Source organism: Ideonella sp. (assembly GCF_041914305.1).
Lineage (GTDB): Bacteria > Pseudomonadota > Gammaproteobacteria > Burkholderiales > Burkholderiaceae_C > Ideonella.
In genome coordinates, this window is the sequence record NZ_JAYSDQ010000004.1 from 340,149 (window position 1) to 365,802 (window position 25,654).

11 protein-coding genes are annotated in these 25,654 nt (G+C 64.7%); 8 read left to right on the top strand and 3 right to left on the bottom strand.

Translation table 11 applies throughout. The annotated features are described in order from the left end of the window. Nucleotides 1-181 precede the first annotated feature (181 nt). Nucleotides 182-1,189, top strand: coding sequence for a hypothetical protein (locus ACE3SG_RS07980; protein WP_374563900.1), 1,008 nt, complete (start codon nucleotides 182-184; stop codon nucleotides 1,187-1,189). After that, nucleotides 1,186-14,988, top strand: a complete 13,803-nt coding sequence (locus ACE3SG_RS07985; protein WP_374563902.1) for a calcium-binding protein — start codon at nucleotides 1,186-1,188, stop codon at nucleotides 14,986-14,988. Before ACE3SG_RS07980 ends, ACE3SG_RS07985 begins: the two co-directional genes overlap by 4 nt. Before the next feature lie 11 nt (nucleotides 14,989-14,999). On the opposite strand, the gene ACE3SG_RS07990 is transcribed toward ACE3SG_RS07985, so the two are convergent. After that, entirely contained in the window at nucleotides 15,000-16,643 is a 1,644-nt protein-coding gene (locus tag ACE3SG_RS07990) for an FMN-binding glutamate synthase family protein (protein ID WP_374563904.1), read from the bottom strand. 127 nt (nucleotides 16,644-16,770) lie between these two features. Here ACE3SG_RS07990 and ACE3SG_RS07995 point away from each other — a divergent pair, with 127 nt between their 5' ends. Then, nucleotides 16,771-19,194 (top strand): penicillin-binding protein 1A, encoded by a 2,424-nt coding sequence (locus tag ACE3SG_RS07995; protein WP_374563906.1) that lies wholly within the window; start codon nucleotides 16,771-16,773, stop codon nucleotides 19,192-19,194. A 271-nt stretch (nucleotides 19,195-19,465) separates the two neighbouring features. Continuing rightward, a complete protein-coding gene (locus ACE3SG_RS08000) occupies nucleotides 19,466-20,101 on the top strand; it encodes a thioredoxin fold domain-containing protein (RefSeq protein ID WP_374563908.1) in 636 nt (211 codons plus the stop codon). Between the two features lie 9 nt (nucleotides 20,102-20,110). On the opposite strand, the gene mnmA is transcribed toward ACE3SG_RS08000, so the two are convergent. Together mnmA and ACE3SG_RS08010 are read right to left on the bottom strand one after the other, a co-directional pair. Continuing rightward, nucleotides 20,111-21,241, bottom strand: a complete 1,131-nt coding sequence (gene mnmA / locus ACE3SG_RS08005; RefSeq protein WP_374563909.1) for a tRNA 2-thiouridine(34) synthase MnmA — start codon at nucleotides 21,239-21,241, stop codon at nucleotides 20,111-20,113. An 81-nt stretch (nucleotides 21,242-21,322) separates the two neighbouring features. Then, on the bottom strand, nucleotides 21,323-21,820 hold the full coding sequence (locus tag ACE3SG_RS08010; protein WP_374563911.1) for an NUDIX hydrolase: 498 nt from the start codon (nucleotides 21,818-21,820) through the stop codon (nucleotides 21,323-21,325). A 119-nt stretch (nucleotides 21,821-21,939) separates the two neighbouring features. On the opposite strand from ACE3SG_RS08010, the gene ACE3SG_RS08015 reads away from it, so the two are divergent. Genes ACE3SG_RS08015 through ACE3SG_RS08030 form a run of 4 tightly spaced genes read left to right on the top strand, consistent with a single transcriptional unit; the run spans nucleotide 21,940 to nucleotide 25,573 of the window. Then, complete coding sequence (locus tag ACE3SG_RS08015) at nucleotides 21,940-23,082, top strand: Re/Si-specific NAD(P)(+) transhydrogenase subunit alpha (protein WP_374563912.1); 1,143 nt, start codon at nucleotides 21,940-21,942, stop codon at nucleotides 23,080-23,082. After that, entirely contained in the window at nucleotides 23,079-23,816 is a 738-nt protein-coding gene (locus ACE3SG_RS08020) for a hypothetical protein (protein WP_374563914.1), read from the top strand. The genes ACE3SG_RS08015 and ACE3SG_RS08020 overlap by 4 nt, the downstream gene beginning before the upstream one ends. An 18-nt stretch (nucleotides 23,817-23,834) precedes the next feature. Continuing rightward, entirely contained in the window at nucleotides 23,835-24,149 is a 315-nt protein-coding gene (locus ACE3SG_RS08025) for an NAD(P) transhydrogenase subunit alpha (RefSeq protein ID WP_374563916.1), read from the top strand. A 2-nt stretch (nucleotides 24,150-24,151) separates the two neighbouring features. Next, the gene (locus ACE3SG_RS08030) at nucleotides 24,152-25,573 is read left to right on the top strand and encodes an NAD(P)(+) transhydrogenase (Re/Si-specific) subunit beta (RefSeq protein ID WP_374563918.1); all 1,422 of its coding nucleotides are present in this window, start codon (nucleotides 24,152-24,154) and stop codon (nucleotides 25,571-25,573) included. Nucleotides 25,574-25,654 lie beyond the last annotated feature (81 nt).

Sequence of the window (25,654 nt, forward strand, 5' to 3'; positions counted from 1 at the left end):
AAGATCGCTCTCGGGAGCGACGGCGCCGGCCCAATGGTTGATGGCGGAGTGAGCATCGAGGCGCCCTGGGCGCTGCGCGGACCATACCTCGAAAGCGAGGGATGGGACCGCCAAGCCGGCCGTGAGAATGCCCGGTTGCACGGTAGATCGCTGCTGCACCAAGAATGAGGAGACGTCGGAAATGTTGACAGGGACCCCACTGGATCTAACCCCTTTCGGGGACGTTCTTCGCTGGATCGGAAATGCAGCAATCTCGCTGTGGCTGTTGGCCACGGTGTGGTGGGTCGTATCTCGCGTGGGCAAACGCAAGACGACGCGAGAAAAGTGGTCCAGCGGGGCGAAGGTGCTGTGCGTGATGCTGGGTATTCCTGCCGCCCTCATTGGCTGGCGCGCTTTCGACGTGTGGAAGGAGCGCACGGAATTTCGAGCTCGCTATGAAAAGGCCGACACGCTGTTCAAGAAGCGCTGCGAAACGGCGGGCGAGTTCATCTACAAGACCGTTCCCGATGTAAAGGGTGTGGCGTGGATGAAGTGGCGCGACGGCAGTGGCAAGAATGATGTCGACTACCAATACGGTCTGTATGACCCGTACGGCCGGGACTGCGGCGATGAGTCCTGCATCAAGCAATTGCTGCGCTCGACGTTTGTGGTCCCCAATCGCGACTTGAACAAGCTGCGCTTGCCGGAAAACGGATATGAGTTCGTGGAGGCTGCGGACTCGCGCGATAGCCAGCGTTATCGATACGTAGCAGGGGTATTCGCCACCGGCAAGCGGTCGCCCGAGGACCGCGCGATCGCCACGCGCAACGACCGCGGCGTCGATCCAGGTGAAGACATCTTTGACTTTGCCATGCAGCGTCGGGCCATCGTCAACTTTTCCGCGCGATACGGCATCACCTGGGACGACGTGTCCACGCGAGAAGACCGGGAGAACTGGATTGCCGGCGGAACGACCAGCGTGATCGATTTGCAGACCAATGAAGTGATCGCGAGGCGCGTGGGCTACATGATGGACCGGGGATTGGGCTCGACCGCCGGCTTTAGGGATCCGTGGTCGTTCGCTGCCCACAACAGTTGCCCGGCGGCCCCTGCTGACGCCAATACCGATTCCGGCCTTGCGCCGCGGCATGCCGAGAAGACGGCGTTCCTATTCAAAGTCCTTCAGCCAACGAGAGGAGAGGCTCGATGAACAACACAATTGCCGACTATCAGACCTATGTGAACCTGCAGATGTTTGCAGAGGCCACGGGAATCACCGGAACCGAGATCCCGACAGGGCTGGGAGATTGGGCCGACAAGGGCAACGAGCGTGCGAGTCGAACGCCTCTGGAAATCTCTCGGCAGATGGTCGACCAAGGCTGGGTGATCGCAGATCACAAGAAGAACACGGGAACCGGATTCAGCGGGACGCTCTTCTACAACACTCGCACTCACGAATACGTCATGAGCTGCCGTTCGACCGAGTTCATCGACGACGCAGTGCGGGACAACAAGGCGACCAACGACCTCGAAATCAAGGCGACGGGTTTCGCCGTAGGGCAGTTGGCCGATCTTGAGAAGTGGTACGCGGAGAAGGTCAGACCGCTTACCGGTGGCGCAAATTTGACGGTCACGGGGTACTCCCTGGGTGGCCATTTGGCGACTGCATTCGAGCAGATGCACCGCTCTGAGGTGGGCAAGGTCTACACGATCAATGGCGCGGGCGTCGGGCAAGTCCTACCTGGACATACGTTGAAAGAGGTTATCGACCTCTTCGAGAGCAAACGAGATCCCGCTAGTGATCTTGGCTACTTGTTCACGACGCCAGCGGCGAAGGCACTCTATGAGGAATTGCGCCCGATCTTGCAGAAGGGCGGGAAGCTGACCAACGAAGTCTTGGTGCGGTCCGGCGCAATGGGCAGTCCGACGGTGATCACCGACGCGTTGGGCAACGTGATCTACACACAGCAGCCGCCGGCCGATTGCGAACTTCTGCACAACGCACTCAGCAGGATCAAGGCCATTCAAGACGAGATCGACTATGTCGCCGGAATTTCCAACTCGCCGGGTAAGGCACCGAAACAGATCTCGGCGCCGGAAATCGAAGGTTTGAACCTCAATTACCAAATCGCAGCTCTTTACGCGACTACGTTTACGCACGGCCTGACGGTTTCGCAGAACGCCGAGAACCTATGGGAGAACCGCGGCCCTCGGGATGAAGTTCGAGACAACATTGTGGACATACTGGCCGATTCTCGCTGGTCCGCCGTGTCGCACTCGAACTACCACCACGGTACAAGCACTCCCGTCTTTATCGAGGACCAGCCGGACGCCAGAGGATTGGTCGTTACAGGAGCGCTGTTTGAGTCATTGTGGAATCTTGGTGTCAAGCTGCTGGTCGACAACTTCAGCAAAAATGATTTCGGCGACACGCACAGCTTGGTGTTGTTGCAGGACTCCTTGGCTGTGCAACAGGCGCTTGCAAAGCTAGACCCCGCGCTCGCCGGAAGCCTCGCCGCGTTGAGCAGTGTGCTCAAGTCGGCGTCAAACAGCTCGCCAGCGTCGCACTTTCCGACGCAAGGGCAGTGCGATGGTGACACGCTCGAGAGCGCGGTCGACGGGCTGACACGCCTGCTGGTCAACCCGCTGGCCAAGCCGACCGACAGCAAGCTGTACAACGACTCAGAACATCGCGATCGAAACGAAGGTGGCACGTGGGCGTCGATTGACGACCGCAATCACACTCTGCACGCGTCCTTGAGCGCGCTGGTGGCCAGTGACGCATTCAGAGCCATACAGGGACAGGTGCAAATGTTGCCTGCGTCAATAGACCTGGCCGGGCGGGCGATTGACGATTTTTCGGCATTGGCATGTTTGCTGTCGGGATCACCGATCACCATCAAGCCCAATGAGGGGGCGTTGCCAACGCAGGTGGTAGAGCTTGCACTGGCGAAGGTCTGGGGAAATGACTACCAGAATTGGGTTGGAGATCACCAACTGTCTGACAAGCAGCGTGAAGCCGGCTTGGCCAACTTCAGTTTCGAATACCTTCAGGATCGGGCTGCGTACCTCACCGCAGCGGTGCAAGCCAACCTAGCCAATGCGCCTGCCACCGCTGTTTCAGCGATTCTTCCTCAAGCCATCCTCGCAAGCGATGTGTCCACAGGCCGTGAAGTCACTGTAATTGGCCGGCACCCGCCCGTCCTCATTCAGTTTGGCTCCAGCGACGCGGAATCCCTGGGGCCACTCAACGACCCAGAGGGCGACAACAGTCAGCACCTCTATGGCGGTGCAGGCGCGGACACGGTAACCGGCGGCCAGGCGAACGATCGGCTGGAAGGCAACGCTGGGGACGATGTGCTCAATGGCCAGCGAGGCGATGACACGCTGACCGGTGGTTTCGGCAAGGACACATATGTCTTTGACGGAAGCTACGGTCTTGACGTGGTGATTGATAGCGACTGGGAAGGCGGCATTCGCGTCAACGGCCAAGTCATTGCCGAGACCCGCTGTGCAGGCAACAGCCGCTGGGTCGCTAAGCTGGGGGACGGCAAGCTGCTGGTGCTGGAAGTCATCGATGATTCGCGGTCGCTCACCGGCAAGAGCCTTTCTATTCACGCAGAGACGGGCTTCGACGGCAACGCCATCATTGTGCGGAATTTCGACCTTGACCAAGGTCTGAGCGACGAAGGCTACTTGGGCATCAAGCTGGAGCCCCAGCGAGCCCTGGTGATCGCCGCCGCAAGCAGCGGTACGTCGTTGGCTCCGCTGGACAACGGGGGAGGCCCGTTCGACGTCGACAACGCGTGGGACTTCAACAAAGACAACGTCCAGACCGTCAAAGCCGAGGCCGCCGAGCGCACCGGGCAGAACTTCACCATCTACCTGAACCAGGGCGCCAGCGAAGGCGACACCTTGACCATCAAGGTCGCAGGTAGTGCGGGCAAAACCAAGCTGATTGCCGACGGCAAGGTGATCGAGATCAGCGGCGACACGGTGCTGGAGCTCGAGGAGGGTCAGACCGAACTGAGCTTCGCCCTGATCGGGGCCGATGCGATCGACGCTGACAAGACCTTGCATGTGACGGCCACATGGCAGAGCACGGCGGCGCTTGGCATGAACCGGCTCGCCGCCGCACCAGCGGAAAGCAACGCGCTGGACCTGACGCTGAAGGACAACGGCGCGGTGGTGGGGCAGTACTTCGGTGACGTCCGCGCACCGATCGATGACAAAGGTCGCTACGAATGGGAGAAGACAACCTGGCAGCCGTTCCTGGGCGGGTACCTGGAGCATGGCGAAGCTGAGGCTGGTTTCAACGATGTCATCTCCAGCAACGGGGGACAGCGAGTCGACGAGATGGACGGCAAGGGCGGCAACGACGCGCTGGACGGTGGAGGTGGCAACGACCAGATCAAGGGCAGCGATGGCAATGACCTGCTGGCCGGCGGAGCAGGCCACGACTACCTCCAGGGCGGCGACGGCAACGATGTCATCTTGTCGTCTTCAACGCTGGCCGTGTACTCGCCGGTGAACACCCACGACCCTGATTGGGCGGCGGTTGGTGGCCTGAAAGCCTGGGCGAAGGCCGAAACCTGGGGCGTTTATGACCCTTACGTCGGTGGCGCGATACGGCCGACCTACCAGCAGCCCGACGGTACCGAATACTCCGCGGTGTCTGGCGATGCGAAGGACACCAGCGGCGACGTGGTCGAAGGCGGCGCGGGCAACGATCTGGTCGCCGGCAGCTGGGGCGACGATGCGATCTTCGGCGACACGGGCGACGACAACCTGCGCGGCCTGGCAGGCGACGACGCCTTGTCCGGCGGCGCCGGTGACGACTGGATGGCCGGCGACGGCATCGACTATGCCGGCCACATCGAAACGGTGATGGGCGCCGATCAGGGCTATGACCAGATGGATGGTGGCGCCGGCAACGACACCATGAGCGGCGACGCTATGGACGATGCACTGACGGGTGGCGACGGCAACGACGAGATGTACGGCGACTGGTCGCTGTTCGTGTGCGACTTCGACAGGCTTGACGGCATCTATCACGGTGACGATGAACTGGACGGCGGGGCTGGCGACGACAAGATCTCGGGTGACGGCGGGCATGACACGCTGATCGGCGGCCTGGGCAGTGACACGTTGCGCGGCGATGCTGCCTTCACCGGCGATGACGCACTCGACGGGCAATACCACGGGATGGATTCGCTCGATGGTGGCGAAGGCAATGACAAGCTGTATGGCGATGGCGAGGCCGACTGGCTGGAAGGCGGCGATGGCAACGACCAATTGCTGGGTGACTCCAAAGACACCAAAGTGGAGTTTCACGGTAGCGACTCGCTCGACGGCGGCGTCGGCAACGACACCTTGCAAGGCGACGGTGGAAACGATTGGTTGTTTGGTGGCGAAGACGCGGGTGACGACCAGCTACGCGGTGACTCGGACGACATCGATGGTGCAGACCACGGGGCGGACACGCTGGACGGCGGGGATGGCGCCGACCTGCTGACGGGTGACGGCGGCCAGGACTCGTTGATCGGCGGCGACGGTAACGACCAGCTGTATGGCGACAACGCAACGCTGGCTGGCCAGCACCACGGTGCAGACGTCTTGGAAGGTGGTGCCGGCAATGATCAGCTGACAGGTGGCGGCAAGGCCGACACGCTCGATGGCGGTGAGGGCGACGACCGGATGTGGGGCGACGACGCCTCGCTCGGGCAGGAATTCCATGGCAACGACGACATGGACGGAGGTGCTGGCAACGACACCCTGCAAGGCCAGTGGGGCGACGACACCGTCCTCGGGGGCGAAGGCGATGATTGGGTCGCTGGCGGCGATGAATCGAGCATCGACGGCACCTCCACCATGGGCGGGGATGACGCCGTCTTCGGCGAGGCCGGCAACGACACGGTGCTGGGCGGCTTGGGCAATGACACGCTCAGCGGCGGTGACGGCGACGATGTGCTGGTAGGTGGCGTTGGCGACGACGTGCTCGAAGGCGGTTCGGGCTCCGATGTCCTGATGGGCGGTGAAGGCAACGACAGCTACTACATCGACACCACCGGCTTGACGATCGGTGTGGCAGAGCGAATCAGCGACACCGAAGGCAGCAACTCCATCTACATCCGCGGTTCGGCCACGCAGGTCGACGAATCGGGCGGCGACCTGACGCTGACCTTCGGCGAGGGTCAGCAGTTGATCATCGAAGGGGGGCTGAAAGGCGGTGCCAGCGAGCTGTACTTCGTGGGCGACAGCAGCCAGGGCGAGACCCAGTCCGCCCAGGCCGCGCAGACCAATGACGCCACTGGCTTTGCCGAGTGGCTGCAGCTGAACTTCTGGAAGCCGGTGAGCCTCATCGCTGCAACCGGCACATCGGCGTTGTACGGCGGCTCGGGCAATGACACGCTGACGGCCAGCACGGGCACGATCACGCTGAACGGCGGATGGGGTGATGACCAGTACTTCGTTAAGAAGGCCGGGCAAGTCGTCGTCGAATATGACCACGGTGGCGTGGACAAGGTCACGTCGGACGTGTCCTTCACGCTGGGGGCCGCTATCGAAAACCTGGTTCTCACTGCCACAGCCGGCAGCCTTTCGATCGCGACCGGCAACGCGATGGACAACGAGATCACAGGCAACAGCAGCTCCAACAAGCTGTACGGCCTGGATGGCAATGACACGCTGGACGGTGGCTTGAGCACCGACACGATGGAAGGCGGTGCGGGCAACGACACCTACGTCCTGAGTTCGACCAGCGACATCGTGACGGAGGCCCTGGATGCCGGCAACGACACCATCAAGATCGGTACCAGCGCTTCGCTGCTCAACATTGCCAACGTCGAGAACTTGACGCTGACCAGCGGCACAACCGGCACCGGCAATGCGCTGAACAACGTGCTCACCGGCAACACGTCGAGCAACCAGCTCTACGGCAGAGAGGGCAACGACACACTGGATGGCGGCGCCAGCACCGACACGATGGAAGGGGGCCTGGGCGATGACGTGTATGTGATGAGCAGCACGAGCGACAAGACGACGGAGCTGGCGGGCGGAGGCAACGACACGGTGCAGTTCGCCGGCACGGTCGACTTGACGCTGGCCCAGTTTGCCAACATCGAAAACGCCACCTTGCTCGAAGGCACCGGTACGTTCAACCTCATCGGCACCACGGGTGACAACGTGCTGATCGGCAACACCAGCGCCAACACGATCACCGGCAACGCGGGCAAGGACACGCTGATTGGTGGCGGCGGCGAAGACGTGCTGCAAGGCGGCGCCGACGACGACACCTACTTCGTCGACAGCGAAGGCGACCAGATCGTGGAGGCGACCGGCGCTGGCACCGACACCGTTCTGTCAGCAATCAGCTGGACCCTCGGCGCCACGCTGGAAAACCTGACCCTGGCAGGCGGTGCCTGGGTCGACGCCATCGGCAACGCCAACGTCAACACCCTCACCGGCAACGACGGCAACAACGTCCTCAACGGCCAAGCCGGCAACGACGTCATGATCGGCGGCCTGGGCGACGACACCTACAAGATGGATGCCGGTGACACGCTGACCGAGCAGGCCAACGGCGGCGCGGACACGATCGTCTTCGCCGGCACGCTGGACCTGAGCCTCCCGCAGTACGCCAACTTCGAAAACCTGACGCTCGACGGCTCAGGCAACTTCAGCGGCACCGGCAATGCAGCGGCCAACGTCATCACGGGCAACGCCGGCATCAACACGCTGAAGGGCGGTGAGGGCAGCGACACGCTCGATGGTGGTCTCGGCAACGACGCGATGGAGGGCGGTGCTGGCGACGATACCTATGTGATGGACTCGCAAACCGACCAACTCACCGAAGCGGCCGGCCAGGGCATCGACACCGTGCTCGCGGCGTTCGATGTCACGCTCTCCGGCTCGTTTGGAGCCGTCGAGAACGTGACGCTGACCGGCACAGGAGATTTCAGTGCCACCGGCAACACCGCCAACAACCGGCTGGTGGGCAACAGCGGCAAGAACACGCTGGCCGGTGATCTGGGCGCGGACACCCTGGTCAGTGGTGGTGGTCAAGACACCTTGAAGGGCGGCAAGGGCGACGATATCTACCAGCTGAGCGATGCTTCGGCCTCGGTGCAAGAGTTGTCCGGCCAAGGCCTCGACACGGTGGAAACCTCGGTCACCCTGAGCGGTGCGCTTGCCGGCTTCGTGGAGAACCTGACACTCGTCGGCGACGCCGCCATCAACGGCACCGGTAACACGCTGGACAACTCCATCGCCGGCAACGCCGCCAGCAACGTCATCGATGGCGGTCTTGGCAACGACGCGATGCGTGGCGGGGCCGGCGACGACACCTACATCCTCAACGCTGCCGGCGACACCGTCACGGAGTTCGCCAACGAAGGCACCGATATCGTCAAGGTCGCTGCCTCGTGGACGCTGACCGACAACGTCGAGAACGGCGAGCTGACCTCCACCGGCGCCTTCACCCTGACGGGCAACGCGCTGGACAACGTGTTGAAGGACAACGGCGGCGGCGACGACAAACTCGTCGGTGGCGCCGGCAACGATGTCTATGAGCTGACCACGGCGGGCGTCACGGTGAGCGAGCTGGTCGGCGGTGGCACGCAGGACACTGTCAAGCAGTGGTTTTCGAGCGGCGGCAACCTGGCCAACGAGGTGGAGAACCTGGTGCTGCTCGGCACCGCCAAGACGGGAAAAGGCAACGCGCTCGCCAATCAGCTGATTGGCAATGACAGCGACAATACCCTCACGGGGCTGGCCGACAACGACACCTTGTTCGGCGGCGGCGGCAACGACAAGCTGATTGGCGGCGCGGGCGACGACCTGTACGTCTTCGGCACCGGTGACACCATCACCGAACTCGCCAACGAGGGCGTGGACACTGTGCAGTCCGAGATCTCGGCGAGCCTGGCCGCCTTGTCCACCCAAGTCGAACGGCTGGAGTTGACCGGCAGTTCGGCGATCGACGCCACGGGCAATGATCTGGACAACGAACTCGTCGGCAACGACGCCAACAATCGGCTGAATGGTGGCGCGGGTGTGGACCGGCTGGAGGGCGGCGCAGGAAATGACACCTATGTGGTGGATTCTCTGAGCGATGTGATCGTCGAGGGGTACGGGCAAGGAGCGGACTCGGTAGAGAGCACCATCTCCTTCAGCCTGGATTCGCTGAACGAAGTCGAGAACCTGGTGCTCAAGGACTTGGCTGTCGAAGGCACGGGCAACGATCTGAACAATCAGATCACCGGCAATGGACAGGCCAACACCTTGCGCGGCGGCGCGGGTGACGACACGCTCGATGGTGGGGCAGGCGTGGATGTCCTCGACGGCGGCGCAGGCAATGACACTTACATCATCGGCGCTGCAGGCTTGCAGCAGCAGGCCCGGCCGCGCATCCCGGTCTTCGAATACGAAGACTTCGCCTTCAACCCGTGGCGAGCGGGTGACGGGCTGTGGACGCATCGGCGCGTCGCCATTCCGGTAGACCGTGCGCAGGTGTCGCCCGACGGGCAGTTGGCCGCCCAGGACACCATCAACGAGCTGGCCGATGGTGGCATCGACACCGTCAAAGCGAGCGTCACCATCAACGCCCTCGGCGACAACATCGAAAACCTGGTGCTGACCGGCGCTGGCAAGCTGAACGGAACAGGCAACACGCTGAACAACCTGATCACAGGGACCACGGGCGACAACATTCTGTCTGGGCTGGGGGGCAACGACACGCTGGACGGGAACGGCGGAACGGATCAGCTCAAGGGTGGCGCCGGCGACGACACCTACGTCCTGCACAGCACCAACGACGTGGTGACTGAGGTCTCCGACGCAGGCACCGACACCGTCGAAGCGAACTTCACCATCTCCACCAACTTGGCCAGCTACGTCGAGAATCTGACGCTGACCGGCGTGGCGAACATTGATGGCAACGGGAACGCGCTGGACAACCTGCTGACCGGCAATGACGGCAACAACCGGTTGGACGGCAAGGCTGGCAACGACCGGATGATCGGAGGCAAGGGCGACGACACCTACGTGCTGAGTGCGCTGGGGGATCAGGTCGTCGAGCAAGGGGATGGCTACGGCAATGACACCGTGGAGGCGGGATTTACGCTGACGCTGACCGACGTCAAGTACACGAATATTGAAAACGTCTTGCTCACTGGCGGCAACATCGCCATCGATGCGACCGGCAATGACGGTAACAATCGACTGACTGGCAACAAAGGCGTCAACAAACTCGTGGGCGCCGGTGGCAACGACACCCTCGACGGTGGCTTGGCCAACGATGTGCTTGATGGCGGACTCGGTGACGACACCTACGTGCTCGACACCGTCAATGACACGGTGACGGAGGCTGTCAATGCCGGCACTGACACCCTCAGCGTGGCTTTCAGCATCAGCCTGCTGGACGCCAAGTTCGCGAACGTCGAGAACATCACCCTCACGGGCTCGCAGGCTATCGCCGCCACCGGTAACTCTGGCATCAACACCCTGACCGGGAATGACGCGGCCAACGTACTCGATGGCGGCCTTGGGGTCGATGTCATGGCAGGTGGAAAGGGCGACGACACCTATGTATTGAGTGAAACCACGGACCGTGCCAATGAAAACGCCAACGAAGGCACCGATACCATCACCAGCGGGACCATCACGCTGAACCTGTTGAATACCTGGTTTGCCAACGTCGAGAATGCGACGCTGACGGGCAGCGCCAACCTTTCAGTCACCGGCAACGCGGGCGCCAATGTGTTGACGGGCAATGCTGGTGCGAACAGCATCGGTGGCGGCGATGGCAACGACACGCTGATTGGCGGCGCAGGCAGCGATCAGTTGTTCGGCCAAGCGGGTAACGATGAGCTGATCGACGACTTAGGTGCGGCAGACACGCTCGAAGGCGGGGCTGGGACCGATGTGTATCGAGTGGGTGCCGCATCGGCGCCGGGGGCCACACGCAAAGTGCAGGTTTGGGGCCACAGCGAGGGTGACGTCGTTTGTTTGGCTGCAGGCATCCTGCCCGAACATGTGACGAAGAAGGTGGTCGGGTCAAGCCTTGTGCTTGAGATTCACTCACCGGCGATAGATCTGCAAAGCTTCACCATCGAGTTGGCGAACCAATACGCTGCCGATGGCTTGAGCCAGATCTCAGAGGTGCGCTTTGTCTCCGCTCCGGACGTTGTTTGGGCGGGCGGCGATCTCAATGGCGTGAAGCAGGTAGGTACGGCGGGCGACGACGTTTTGCAAGGCTCTACGTCCAACACGGTGCCCGACATGCTGTTGGGGCTGGACGGCAATGACAGTTTGTATGGCTTCGAAGGTAACGACACCCTGATCGGTGGCCGCGGCAACGACTGGATGTGCGGGCATGACGGCAACGACGTCTTTGAAATAGGGGCGGATGCCGGCAATGACTTGGTCTGGGAGCACGGAGACGACGGGCAGGACACCGTTCGCTTTGTGGAAGGGATCCGACCCGCCGACCTGCAGCTGTTTCGCTTGGGCGGAGACCTGGAAGGGCAGCTCAATGCCGAAGATTCGCTGGTGTTCAGGAATGCCATGACAGGTGCCGAAACGTGGTTGCGTGAGTTCTTCCAGCTGGACGGGACCTGCTCTGTCGAACGTTTTGAGTTTTCAGACGGCACGGTTTGGACCTACGCTGACATCCTCGCCCGGGTCGGCACGGCACCTACCGTGGACGCCATGGTGGGTACGGCGGGTGACGACGTGTTCGTGGTCGACGACGTGTACGACACCGTGCAGGACAACAAGTGGGGCGACCATGACACCATCCGATCCAGCATCTCGTTGACAGTGCCAGCGAACGTCGAGCGTCTGGAGTTGACTGGCGTACTCGACCTGTGGGCCTACGGCGACTCGGGCTTGGGCCGAACCGAACTGGTCGGTAACGACGGTGACAATCTTCTGGATGGCAAGGATAACCAGGACACCATGGCTGGCGGACTGGGGGATGACACCTACGTCGACCGCGATTCCACCCCTGGCGGGGAGTACTCACCCGCGCCTGACCACATCATTGAAGCCGTCGATGCAGGGCACGATGTGCTCAAGACCAACCATGCCTACCGTGACCTGGAAGCCAATGTCGAGGACATGATCGTCCAGTACGACACTTACTACGTCTTCAATCGCGGCGACGATGAGCGCTTCGATCGTGAATACCACGGCAATGCTCTGGGCAACTACATTCGCATTGACGTGGACGACTCCGTGCGCAGCCGTGTGGACGGTGGTGCAGGTGCAGACACTATGGTTGGCAGCAGCGGCAACCAGACGTTCACCGTGGACCGGTTGGAAGATTCGGTCGTCGATGTGAATGACCACGACCATGACTATGTATCCACCAACATCACGTATACGTTGCCCGGCCACATCGAGGGCCTGCTCCTGACGGGGACCACCGCGGTGTCAGGTTACGGTACTGATGCCGCTAACCTGATGGACGCGACCGCCAACTCTGCCGCGAATCACCTCTACGCAGGTCTGGGCGATGACGTCTATAGGCTCGGTGCGGGCGACGTGGTACACGAGTCAGCCGGCCAGGGCTTAGACACGGTCGTACTGACCAGCGCCTCAATCGTGGTCGACGGCGTGGTGAACGTGAGCACGTTTGCGAATTGCGAGCGCCTGGTGCTCGATTTCCAGGTCGAGGGAGACATCGTCGTTACAGGTGACGGCAACGCCAATGCGATCAGTGGCCCAGCGGGCTCTTTGCAGGCTTGGCAGGCTCAAGTTGTTCTGGACGGTGGCGCCGGCGACGACTTACTGGTCGATCAAAACAACCCCGGCTACGGGCAGGCAACACTCTCGGGAGGCGCAGGCAACGACACCTTGGTCAGCGGCGTTGGTAGGGATTGGTTGGATGGTGGCGCAGGAAGCGATACCTACGAGCTGGGGCAAGCCGCGGGGCAATACATTCGATTGGGGCGGGGCTCAGGCAGCGACGTAGCAACGTTGTTGGACAGCCGGCTGTGGGACTGGACCCATCAGGTGGATCCCTACAACGATGGTCGCGTCCTGCCGTCTGCCCAGGCCCAGTCGTCGACAGCGATGGTTGTGCAGTTGGATGCCGATATCGACACGGCGACGCTCAGGTTCAATCGCAGCGGAAGCGCGCTCGCCATCTCGCTCGGGGGTGCTGATCAGCTCGAGGTGCGCTCGTTCTTCGAAAGTGACACCAGCAACAATGTGGTGTCGTCCGTAGGCTGGCTGCAGTTCGGCGGCGCCTTCATCGCGGGCGAGCAAATGGCGAAAGCGGTCGGCAAGAGCAGCTACTCCACGGCTACCGCAGGGGACGACCTGCTCATCGCTGTGACAGGCGTTGGCGCAACACAATCAGGCGGTGATGGCAACGACTACATTGCAGGCGGTGCAGTGGCGCAGCAGCAAGAAGGCGGCAAGGGTCGAGACACACTGGTGGCCGGTGACGGGAACGACACGTTGGTGGGCGGCACGGGCAATGACGTTCTCTGCGGGGGGCGCGGCTCTGACCGTTATGTGTTCTCGGCTGGATGGGGGCACGACACGCTCAACGAATCGAACATGCTTGGATTTGGCGGCGTAAACAGTTCTTCGCGACTCGAAGTGGATGGCGCGCCGAACGTGATCGCTTTCGACAGCTCTGTTTCGGAATCTGATCTGACGCTGGAGTGGGATTGGGCGGGGGGGCTGTACATTCGTAACAAGACTGGAGATGAAATCTTTGTCAGTCAAGACAGCTTGAGCGGGGATTCTGACCCCGATACCAATACGAATGCCTTCATCGATCGCATCGAGTTTGCCAATGGCACGGTGTGGGACCGACACAAGATCGAGACGGTTTGGCGCACTGTCGAAGGGACCGCAGGTGACGACAATCTGCACGACAACGCTGAAGGTAACCTGGTCCTTGGCTACGGTGGCAATGACACGTTGACAGCTGACTTCGTTCAAACGGAGTTGTACGGCGGGGATGGAGACGACACGCTGACGACCACGGTCGACAGCGGTCCATTCGGGGACCGAATCTACATGTATGGAGAAGCTGGCAACGATTCGATCACCGGTGGAGCGTTCTACGACTGGCTGGACGGGGGCACCGGCACCGACACGATGAGCGGCGGCGAGGGCGATGACGACTATTACGTTGACATTGGCGCCGACCTCGTTATCGAGGCATCGAACGGTGGCTACGACAGCGTGTACGCGACCTGCTCGGTCAGTCTGGCCAGCAACGTCGAATGGCTTCAGCTGGAGTCAAGCGGTGGTGCGATCAACGGCACAGGCAATGCGCTGAACAACTGGATCGAGGGCAATGAGTTCGCCAATTCGCTGATCGGAGGCGCCGGCAGCGGGCGGGACACTTTGATTGGTGGCGCTGGCAACGATACGTTCGAAGCTGGCGGTGTCGACATGATTGCCGGCATGGATACGATGATTGGCGGGACGGGCGCCGATACGTACTACTTCACCGCGCCGGCAGCTGCGAGCGACACGATCCAGGAATTCGACAGCGATGGCGTGGGTGAGACTTCCGCAGTGCATGACAAAGTGTGGTTTGGCAACAAGGCACTGGACGCTTTCTACTTTTGGAGAGACGGCGATGATCTGCTGGTGACCTGGAAAGACAGCCAGTATTCCGGCAGCAAGCTGCGCATTGACGACTGGTATCTCTCGACGGACTACCAGGTCGAAGAGTTCGTGTTCGCCAACGGCAGCATGACGAAGACGGCGGCCGAGATCGAAGCATTGGCCAAACCCTATCCTGGCACCAGCCTGATGAGTGAATCGCCGGGACGCCGTCGATTCGGCGACCCGAGCAGTGAGTTGTTGTTGGACCAGAACGGTGGACATCGGCATCCGCTCGACGCGTCTCGTCTGATCCAGGCCATGGCCTGCTTCGATTCGTCAGGAGCGCTTCATGCATCGAGCGCTCATCTGCCGTGGGCCGAGCCGTTGGTGGGTCGCCCTGTAGACGTGGCAGTGCACACGCTGCTGGTCTGACGGCTGCGGGCTTATGGCGGCGTCGGTGCAAAAGCGTCCGGCGTGGCCATCGGCCAGTAGATCCCAAACACCGCGTGTGGCCACGGCGCCTCGCCGCGCTCGGCCGCCAACAACTCACCCGGCTTCAGAAAGCTCAGGTGATGGGCCAGCAGCCGCACCTGGTCGCCGGCGATGCGGCGCACGATGTGGTTGGCGCTGATGTCTCTGGGGTGGGTCAGGCCGGCGGCTTGGACCAGCTCTTGCAGCGCATGCATCGTGTTCTGGTGAAAACGCCAGACGCGTTCGGTCTTGTCGCGCACGACCAAGGCGCGTTGGCGGATGGGGTCTTGCGTCGTCACGCCGGTCGGGCATTCGCCGGTGTGGCAGTTCTGGGCCTGGATGCAGCCGAGGGCGAACATGAAGCCGCGGGCCGAGTTGCACCAGTCGGCGCCGAGCGCCATCGCGCGGGCGATGTCGAAGGCACTGACGATGCGGCCGGCGGCGCCGATCTTGACCTTGTCGCGCAGGTTCAGGCCGACCAGCGTGTTGTGGACCAGCAGCAGGCCCTCTTGCATCGGCGCGCCGACATGGTCGGTGAACTCGAGCGGTGCCGCGCCGGTGCCGCCTTCGGCCCCGTCGACGACGATGAAGTCGGGCGTGATGCCGGTCTCGACCATCGCCTTGGCCAGTGCGAACCATTCCCACGGGTGGCCGATGCACAGCTTGAAGCCCGTCGGCTTGCCGCCCGACAGTGTGCGCAGCTTGTCGATGAACTGCAGCATGCCGACCGGCGTCGAGAACGCGCTGTGGGCCGATGGCGAGATGCAGTCGACGCCCTCGGGCACCCCGCGCGCGGCCGCGATCTCGGCCGTCACTTTTGGGCCGGGCAGCACGCCGCCGTGGCCAGGCTTGGCGCCTTGTGACAGCTTCAGCTCGATCAGCTTGACCTGCGGCGACACGGCGTTGGCGGCGAAGCGCTCTTCGCTGAAGCTGCCGTCGTCGTTGCGGCAGCCGAAATAGCCGGAGCCGATCTCCCACACCAGGTCGCCGCCGTGCTCGCGGTGGTAGCGGCTGATCGAGCCCTCGCCGGTGTCGTGCATGAAGCCGCCCTTCCGTGCGCCCGCGTTCAGCGACATGATGGCGTTCGCACTCAACGCGCCGAAGCTCATCGCCGAGATGTTGAACACACTGGCGCTGTAGGGCTGGGCGCAGCCCTCGCCGATCGTCACGCGAAAGTCATGGCCGGCCAGCGTGGTGGGTTGCAGCGAATGATTGATCCACTCGTAGCCTTCCTTGTGCACATCCAACTGGGTGCCGAACGGGCGCTTGTCCGGGTCGCCCTTGGCGCGCTGGTAGACCAGGCTGCGCTGCTGGCGCGAAAACGGCGCAGCCTCGTTGTCGCTCTCGATGAAGTACTGGCGGATCTCGGGCCGCACGAACTCGAGCAGGTAGCGCAGGTGCCCGATGACCGGGTAGTTGCGCAGCACCGCGCGCGGTGTCTGCCGCAGGTCGCGCAGGCCGATCACGACGCCGAGCCCGCCGATCAGCGCCACGGCCTTCCACTGGCCGAAGCCGACCCAGGCGAAGCCGCCCAGCAGCAGCATCAAGGCACAGGCCAGCAGCGCCAGGTAGCGGATCGGGACGTGGCGGTTCAGGGCGATCAACCAGGCGGGCATGCGATGGCCTTTTCTGCTTCAGCGCGTGCTGCGCCGCCCGCATGCTATGCGCAAGAGCCGGCGGCACGGGCCACCTGTCGCGGGCCGAACCGGCCACGTGCGCCGCCTGTTGATAATCGCCGCCACGATGCTTCCACTATTTCACGAGCGGCGCAGGGCGCCCGCGTTGCTGCGCAGGCAGCGTGGCGCCCTGGCCTGGCCGACCTGGGCCGACTGGCGCGGCGGGCGCAACTGGCGCGCCTGGGCGTTGCTGGGAGGCGCGGGGTTGGTCGTCGCTGCGTTGGTGCTCGGCGTGGCCATCGCGCTCACGCTGCCCAACCTGCCGGCGCTCGACCGCGTCACCGACTACCAACCCCGCCAGCCCTTGACGGTGCTGACGCGCGACGGCGTCGAGATCGCGCAGTTCGGGGCCGAGCGGCGCATCTATCTGCCGATCGCGCAGGTGCCGAAGCGGCTGCAAGACGCGGTGATCGCGATCGAGGACACGCGGTTTCGTGACCACAGCGGCATCGATTGGCGCGGCGTGGCGCGTGCGGCGCTGGCCAATCTGCGGGGGCGCCGCGAGGGCGCCTCGACCATCACGCAGCAGGTGGCGCGCAACTTCTTTCTGTCGCAGCGCCGGACCTTCGAGCGCAAGTTCAAAGAGGCGCTGCTGGCGATGCGCATCGAGCGCCAGCTCAGCAAGGACGACATTCTCGAGCTGTACCTGAACCAGATCTACCTCGGTCACCGCGCCTACGGTTTCGGCGCGGCGGCGCGCACCTATTTCGGCAAGCCGCTCGACAAGTTGTCGGTGGCCGAGGTGGCGATGTTGGCGGGGCTGCCGCAGAACCCGAACGGTGCCAATCCGATCACCAACTTCAACGCCGCGCAGAACCGCCAGCGCCAGGTGCTGGGCCGCATGCGCGACCTGGGCCAGATCACCGACGACGAGTGGAAGGCCGCGCGCGACGAGAAGCTGCTGATCCGATCGCAGCTGTCGGTCGAGGTGCACGCAGAACACGTGGCTGAAATGGCGCGCCGGGCGGTGGTCGAACGCTTCGGCGAGCAGGCCTATACCAAGGGCTACAAGGTCGTCACGTCGCTGGTCGCGGCCGAGCAGCAGGCGGCCTGGGCCGGTGTGCGGCGCAGCCTGCTCGAGCACGAGCGCCGCCAGCCCTGGCGCGGCCCCGAAGACAACGAAGACCTGCCCGATGACGGCAGCGATGCCGAGCAGGAACGGGCCGCTGCCCAGGCGCTGAAGGAGCACCGCGACGACGAAGAGTTGCGCGTCGCGATCGTGCTGCATGCCGCGCCGAAAGAGCTGCAACTGCAGCTGGCCAGCGGCGAGCAGATCAAGCTCGCGGGCGAAGGGCTGCGCTGGGCGTTGCCGGCGCTGTCGCCCAAGGCCAAGGCGTCGCTGGCGATCAAGCGTGGCGCGATCGTGCGGGTGCAAAAGCTCGACAAGGTCGGCTGGGCGATCGCCCAGTGGCCCGCGGCCGAAGCGGCGTTCGTCGCGCTGGAGCCGACCAACGGCCGCGTGCGGGCGCTGGTCGGCGGCTTCGACTTCGCGCGCCAGCCGTTCAACCACGTGACGCAGGCCTGGCGCCAGCCCGGCTCCAGCTTCAAGCCTTTTCTGTATTCGGCCGCGCTGGAGCATGGCGTGATGCCGGCCACGCTGGTCAACGACGCCGAACTGGCGCTGCCCGATGGCACCGGCCCGACCGGCTGGCGGCCGCAGAACTCCGACGGCCAGTTCGACGGCCCGCTGACGTTGCGCCAGGCGCTGGCGCGCTCGAAGAACGCGGTCAGCATCCGGCTGCTGCAGCACATCGGCATCGACACCGCGCGGGCCTGGGCCGCGAACTTCGGGCTCGACCCCGACAAGCAGCCCGACAACCTGACCATGGCGCTGGGTGCCGGCAGCACCACGCCGCTGCAGCTGGCCGGGGCCTACGCGATGATGGCCAACGGCGGCTGGCGCGTCACGCCGCAGGTCATCGAGCGCATCACCGACGCCGACGGCAAGCTGGTCTACGAGGCGCCGGCCGCGCCGGCCCTGGAAGAAGACGCCCGCGTGCTGCCGGCGCGCAATCTGTTCATCACCCGCCGCCTGTTGCACGAGGTGGTCACCAGTGGCACCGCGGCGCGCGCGCATGCGGCGCTGCCGCGCGACGACCTGTACGGCAAGACCGGCACCACCAACGACGCGGTCGATGCCTGGTTCGCCGGTTTCCAGCCCGGCGTGGTCGGCATCGCCTGGGTCGGCTACGACGAGCCCCGGAGCCTGGGCAGCCGCGAATCCGGCGGCGGCCTGGCACTGCCGATCTGGCTCGACTACATGCGCGTCGCGCTGGCCCATGTGCCGGTGGTGGCCGACCCGGCGCCCGAAGGTGTGACCCAGCGCGACGGCGAGTGGGTCTACAGCGAATGGGCCGAAGGCGGCGCGGTCGAGCGCATCGGCTTCGAGGCAGAGGCCTTGGCGCCGGCCGGTGCGGCGTCATCGCCGCCGGCTCCAGCGCCAACGCCAACCCCCGCCGCATCGAGCGCCATGCCGGTGTTCAACCCCTGAGAGGTTGAGAGTCTTTCACCCATGCCCGCCTTGCGCGCCAAAACGCCCCGCCTCTTCGTTGCAAATGCTCGCCATAGCCCGAGCTATGGCTGTGCTTTGCGCCTCGATCCGGCGCGCCTTGACGCGCCTTTCGGGCACGGCCGAAAAACTCTCAACCTCTGAGGCGATGGAACCAATCCGGCCCCGCCGGCGTCTGTGTGTGGCACAGGCCGGGGCCGCCGAGGCTTGGGCCGACTCACCACCTCTTGTCACCCCAACCAAACCACTTGCCATGCAACGACGCCTTTTTGCCTTGACCGCGCTGGCCTCGCTGATCGGGTTGAGTGCTTGCCAGAAGCCCGCCGGCACGACCGCCTCCCCCGCTTCAGCCAACGCGCCGGCCACCACACCCACCGCGGCGGCCAGCACCGCCGGCGCCAACGACCCAGCGATCAGCACCGCGCAAGACGCCTATGTGCTGGCGGCCACCGGCAATGGTTTCAGTACCGGCCCGATCATGTCGTCGCACACGGCCTACGTGTTCTTCGACACCACCTGCCCGCATTGCGCCCACCTGTGGCAGAACGCGCAGGCCGTGGCCGGGCAGCTCAAGGTCGTCTGGATCCCGGTGGCGTTCCTGCGCCCGCAGTCGCTGTCGCAAGGCGCCACGATCCTGTCGGCCGCCGACCCGATCGCCGCGATGAACGAGAACGAGGCCAGCGTGGCCAACCACGGCAACGGCATCACCGTGGCGGCATCGCTCGACGACGAGGTCATCGCCAAGGTCAAGGCCAACACCTCGATGTTCAAGCAGCTCAACTCGGACAGCGTGCCGCTGATCGTCTATCGCAATGGCAAGACCGGCGAAGTCGGCCAGCATGCGGGCGCCGTGACCGGCCCCGAGTTGCTGGCCCTCGTGGGGCTCTGATCGGTTGCGTCAGGCGGCGGCCAGCGTGGCGGTGCTGATCACACCGCCGCCCAGGCAGACCTCGCCGTCGTACAACACGGCCGACTGCCCCGGCGTGACGGCCCACTGCAGCGCATCGGCTGCAAAGTCCAGCCGCAAGTGGTGGGCCGTGGCCTCGGCCACGGTGCAAGGCGCATCGGCCTGGCGGTAGCGGGTCTTGGCCGCGAGGGGGCTCGGCGCCGGGGCGGCGCCCGCGACCCAGCTCAGGTCGTCGGCCTGCAGCGAGCGGTATTGCAACCACGGGTGCTCGTGGCCCTGCACGACGATCAAGGTGTTGGTCGCCAGGTCCTTGCGGGCCACATACCAGGGCGCGTGCTCGCCACCGCCGCGCGCAGCCTTCTTGTCCTTCACGCCGCCGATGCCCAAGCCCTGGCGCTGGCCGAGCGTGTAGAAGCTCAAGCCCACGTGCTCGCCGAGCTTGCGGCCGCGGTCGTCCTTGATCGGGCCGGGCGCGTGGCTCAGGTAGCGGTTCAGGAACTCGCGGAAAGGCCGCTCGCCGATGAAGCAGATGCCGGTCGAGTCTTTCTTCTTCGCGTTCGGCAGGCCGATCTCGGCGGCGAGGCGGCGCACCTCGGTCTTCGGCAGCTCGCCGACCGGGAACAACGTCTTCGCGAGTTGCGCTTGCGTGAGCCGGTGCAGGAAGTAGCTTTGGTCCTTCAGCGGGTCCAGGCCCTTGAGCAGCTCGACTCGGCCGTCGGAGTCTTCGCGCACGCGCGCATAGTGCCCTGTCGCGATCTTCTCGGCGCCCAGGCGCATCGCGTGGTCGAGAAAGGCCTTGAACTTGATCTCGGCGTTGCACAGCACGTCGGGGTTCGGCGTGCGGCCGGCTTGGTACTCGCGCAGGAACTCGGCGAACACGCGGTCCTTGTACTCGGCCGCGAAATTGACGTGCTCGATCTCGATGCCGATCACGTCGGCCACCGAGGCGGCGTCGAGAAAGTCCTGCCGCGACGAGCAGTACTCGTCGTTGTCGTCGTCTTCCCAGTTCTTCATGAAGATGCCGACGACCTCGTGGCCCTGCTGCTTCAACAGCCATGCGCTGACGGCCGAGTCGACCCCGCCCGACAGGCCCACGACCACGCGCTGCTTTTGCTGATTCACCTTCACACCCGAGCTGGACAACTCGCTGGATTGTCCGTCGAAGGGCTTGGCCTCGTGGCGCCTGGGCGCTTGTCGAGGCGATCAGGTGGCCGGATGGCCGTACAGGCTGGCGTCGGCATGCAGCAGCGACAGCGGTGCCCGCACGCCGGCCAGGTGGTGTTCGATGCACTGCATCACCAGCGGGCTGCGATGGCGCTCGGGGCAGGCGCGCAGCTCGGCCGGCGTCAGCCACAGCGTGCGCTGCACCGGCTCGTCCAGCGCGCGGCCGGCGATCGCCTCGCCGACCTCGCCGCAGATCGCGAAGCGCAGGTAGCTGATGTCCTCGCCGCTGCGCGCGTGGCGAAAGCGCGCCAGGTAGGCGCCGACCAGGGCCTCGGGGTGGAACGGGCGGGCGGTTTCCTCCAGCACCTCGCGCACCACGGCATCGACCAGCGATTCGCCCGGGTCCAGGTGGCCGGCCGGGTTGTTCAGCCTCAGGCCTTCGGCCGTCATCTCTTCGACCAGCAGGTAGCGGCCGTCTTGCGCGACGACGGCGGCGACCGTGACGCTGGGCTTCCAGCGGACCTTGTTGTCTCCCATGCGACGAATCTTAGAGCCTGACCCCAAGCCCTCATGACGCCTTCGGCTGGTAAGCTCGCCGCCGGACAATCGCGTGGCCTGCCATGACGGGCCGCTTCCCGGGTCAAGAGGAGAGTTCCATGCTGATCGGCGTTCCGCTCGAGACGGTGGCGGGCGAGTCCCGCGTCGCCGTCACCCCCGAGACGGCGAAGAAGTACGTGGCCCAGGGCCATGCCGTGAAGGTCCAGTCGGGTGCCGGTGTCGCTGCCAGCGCCACCGATGCGGCCTACGAAGCGGTGGGCGCGCAGATCGTCGACCGTGCCGCGGCTTTCGCTGCCGAGCTGGTGCTGAAGGTGCAGCGCCCCTCGGCCGACGAACTGGCGCTGATGAAGCCCGGCGCCGCGCTGGTCGGCATGCTGAACCCGTTCGACAAGGACGGCCTGGCGCAATTGGCCGCGGCCGGCGTGACCAGCTTCGCGCTCGAGGCCGCGCCGCGCACGACCCGCGCGCAGAGCATGGACGTGCTGAGCAGCCAGGCCAACATCGCCGGCTACAAGGCCGTGATCATGGCCGCCGACAAGTACCAGAAGTTCTTCCCGATGCTGATGACGGCCGCCGGCACCGTGAAGGCGGCGCGGGTCGTGATCCTCGGCGTCGGCGTCGCCGGCCTGCAGGCCATTGCGACCGCCAAGCGCCTGGGCGCGGTGATCGAGGCGTCCGACGTGCGGCCTTCGGTGAAAGAGCAGGTCGAGTCGCTCGGCGGCAAGTTCATCGACGTGGCCTACGAGACTGCCGAGGAGAAAGAAGCCGCCGAAGGCGTGGGCGGCTACGCCAAGCCGATGCCGCCGAGCTGGCTCGAGCGGCAGAAGGTCGAGGTGGCCAAGCGCGTGGCGATGGCCGATGTGGTGATCTCGACCGCGCTGATTCCGGGCCGCGCCGCGCCGGTGCTGGTGACCGAAGAGATGGTCAAGTCGATGAAGCCGGGTTCGGTGATCATCGACATCGCCGCCGGCAAGGGCCCGACCGGCCCGAACGGCGAGGCCGGCGGCAACTGCCCGCTGACCGAAGCCGGCCGCACGGTCGTCAAGCACGGCGTGACGATCGTTGGCGAGACCAACCTGCCGGCGCTGGTGGCGGCCGATGCGAGTGCGCTGTATGCCCGCAACGTGCTCGATTTTCTGAAGCTGGTGCTGCCCAAGGACGGCGGCTTCCAGGTGCCGATGGACGACGACATCGTCGCCGCCTGCCTGATGACGCGTGACGGCAAGGTGCTGCGCGCATGAAACGCTTCGTCGCTGCCTGGTTGGGCGCGATGGTGGTCACGGGCGGGTGGGCTGCGCCGGCCGACACGGTGGTCGACGTGGCGCGCGCCACCGTGCAGCTGCCGGCTGGCGAGTGGGTCAGCCTGTCGCGCAACCAGGTCGACGCGGTCAAGGTCAACGACCAGCGGTCGATCCCGGCCGAGGTGCTGACCTTGGCGCTGGTGCAGGGCAGCCGGCTCGACGCGCTGGTGACCATCACCGCCACCGCGGGTGGGGCCGGCGGCTTCGTGCAGTGGTCGGGCGACTGCAAGCCGACCGACGCGGGCCTGTGGGCCGTGCGCCCCAACGGCGCCAACCCGGACGACATGGAATGCGCCTATGCCAGCGCACCGTTCCCGGCCGAAGACATGTTCGGCGACGAGACCGCGTGGGGCCGGGCGGCCCGTGCGCGTGGCCTGAGTGCGCCCGACGAGATGGTGATGGCGTCGGCCGAAGTCGGCAGCCGCATGGGCGCGCTGATGTCGGTCGAGGTGCTGGCCGATGTCGACTTCGCCGGCGCGCCCGGGCCGCTGGCGGCGCCCGCCGCCGACACCTTGCCGTCCAACGTGGACGACCGCCACGCGGCCTTTGCGCTGCAACTGGCGCAGCGTGTGCGCGACTGCGTCTATTCCATCCGCGGCCGGATGGACTTCCCGCCGATCACCTTCATTTCCGCCGCGCCCCCTGAAGTGCGCATCGCCCGCCTCGACCCCTGACGAAGAGCAAGAGCTGCCATGGAAACTGTTTCGCCCACCCTCATCAACCTGATCATCTTCGTGCTGGCGATCTACGTCGGCTACCACGTGGTCTGGACCGTGACGCCCGCGCTGCACACGCCGCTGATGGCGGTGACCAACGCGATTTCGGCCATCGTCATGGTCGGTGCGATGCTCGCCGCGGCGCTGACCGAAACCACGCTGGGCAAGAGCATGGGCGTGCTGGCGGTGGCGCTGGCCGCGGTCAACATCTTCGGCGGCTTCCTCGTCACGCGGCGCATGCTGGAGATGTTCAAAAAGAAGACGCCGGCCAAGGCCAACGAGGGGAAGTGATCATGAGCATGAACCTCGTCACGCTGCTGTACCTGATCGCCAGCGTCTGTTTCATCCAGGCCTTGAAAGGCCTGTCGCACCCGACCACGTCGATCCGCGGCAACGTCTTCGGCATGACCGGCATGGCGATCGCGATGCTGACCACCGCGGCGCTGATCGTGAAGCTGGGCGGCGGCATCGGCCTGGGCATGGCCTGGGTGCTGCTGGGCCTGGTGGTCGGTGGTGGTTATGGCGCCTGGCGCGCCAAGACCGTCGAGATGACCAAGATGCCCGAGCTGGTGGCCTTCTTCCACAGCATGATCGGCCTGGCCGCGGTGTTCATCGCGATCGCCGCGGTGGCCGAGCCCTGGGCCTTCAACATCGTCGCCAAGGGCGAGCCGATCCCCGGCGGCAACCGCATCGAGCTGGCGCTGGGCGTGTTCATCGGCGCGGTCACGTTCTCGGGCTCGGTGATCGCCTTCGGCAAGCTCAGCGGCACCTACAAGTTCCGCCTGTTCCAGGGCAAGCCGGTGGTGTTTGTCGGCCAGCACAAGCTGAACGCCGCACTGGGCCTGGCCGCGGCCTTCTTCTGCTTCGGCTTCTGGCACTCGCAAAGCGCGATGGACTTCGGCCTGATCACTGCGCTCGGTTTCGCGCTCGGCGTGCTGCTGATCATCCCGATCGGCGGCGCCGACATGCCGGTGGTGGTGTCGATGCTGAACAGCTACTCGGGCTGGGCCGCGGCGGGCATCGGCTTCTCGCTCAACAACTCGATGCTGATCATCGCCGGCTCGCTGGTCGGCTCGTCGGGCGCCATCCTCTCGTACATCATGTGCAAGGCGATGAACCGCTCGTTCTTCAACGTGATCCTGGGCGGCTTCGGGGGCGACACGGCCGCGGCGGCCGGCGACCAGCAGCAGCGCAGCGTCAAGAGCGGTTCGGCCGACGACGCGGCTTTCATTCTCGGCAACGCCGAAACCGTGGTCATCGTGCCGGGCTACGGCCTGGCGGTGGCGCGCGCGCAACACGCGGTCAAGGAGCTGGCCGAGAAGCTCACCCACAAGGGCATCACCGTCAAGTACGCCATCCACCCGGTGGCCGGGCGCATGCCGGGCCACATGAACGTGCTGCTGGCCGAGGCCGAGGTGCCTTACGACCAGGTGTTCGAGATGGAAGACATCAACGGCGAGTTCGGCCAGGCCGACGTGGCCATCATCCTCGGTGCCAACGACGTGGTGAACCCGGCCGCGCTGCAAAAGGGCTCGCCGATCTTCGGCATGCCCATCCTCGAGGCCTACAAGGCCAAGACCGTGATCGTCAACAAGCGCTCGATGGCCGCCGGCTACGCGGGCCTGGACAACGAGCTGTTCTACATGGACAAGACGATGATGGTCTTCGGCGACGCCAAGAAGGTCGTCGAGGACATGGTCAAGGCGGTGGAATAAGAGGCCCCCACGGCCCCTGCCGGGGCCTGCCCCCCGAGGGGGCTCGCGCAGCGGACTGGCAAAGCCAGCTCCGCGCACGCC

Excerpts from the sequence above, each read along its gene's own strand:
- ACE3SG_RS07980 (WP_374563900.1), top strand. The coding sequence starts at position 182 with ATGTTGACAGGGACCCCACTGGATCTAACCCCTTTCGGGGACGTTCTT.
- ACE3SG_RS07985 (WP_374563902.1), top strand. The coding sequence starts at position 1,186 with ATGAACAACACAATTGCCGACTATCAGACCTATGTGAACCTGCAGATG.
- ACE3SG_RS07990 (WP_374563904.1), bottom strand. The coding sequence starts at position 16,643 with ATGCCCGCCTGGTTGATCGCCCTGAACCGCCACGTCCCGATCCGCTAC.
- ACE3SG_RS07995 (WP_374563906.1), top strand. The coding sequence starts at position 16,771 with ATGCTTCCACTATTTCACGAGCGGCGCAGGGCGCCCGCGTTGCTGCGC.
- ACE3SG_RS08000 (WP_374563908.1), top strand. The coding sequence starts at position 19,466 with ATGCAACGACGCCTTTTTGCCTTGACCGCGCTGGCCTCGCTGATCGGG.
- ACE3SG_RS08010 (WP_374563911.1), bottom strand. The coding sequence starts at position 21,820 with ATGGGAGACAACAAGGTCCGCTGGAAGCCCAGCGTCACGGTCGCCGCC.
- ACE3SG_RS08015 (WP_374563912.1), top strand. The coding sequence starts at position 21,940 with ATGCTGATCGGCGTTCCGCTCGAGACGGTGGCGGGCGAGTCCCGCGTC.
- ACE3SG_RS08020 (WP_374563914.1), top strand. The coding sequence starts at position 23,079 with ATGAAACGCTTCGTCGCTGCCTGGTTGGGCGCGATGGTGGTCACGGGC.
- ACE3SG_RS08025 (WP_374563916.1), top strand. The coding sequence starts at position 23,835 with ATGGAAACTGTTTCGCCCACCCTCATCAACCTGATCATCTTCGTGCTG.
- ACE3SG_RS08030 (WP_374563918.1), top strand. The coding sequence starts at position 24,152 with ATGAGCATGAACCTCGTCACGCTGCTGTACCTGATCGCCAGCGTCTGT.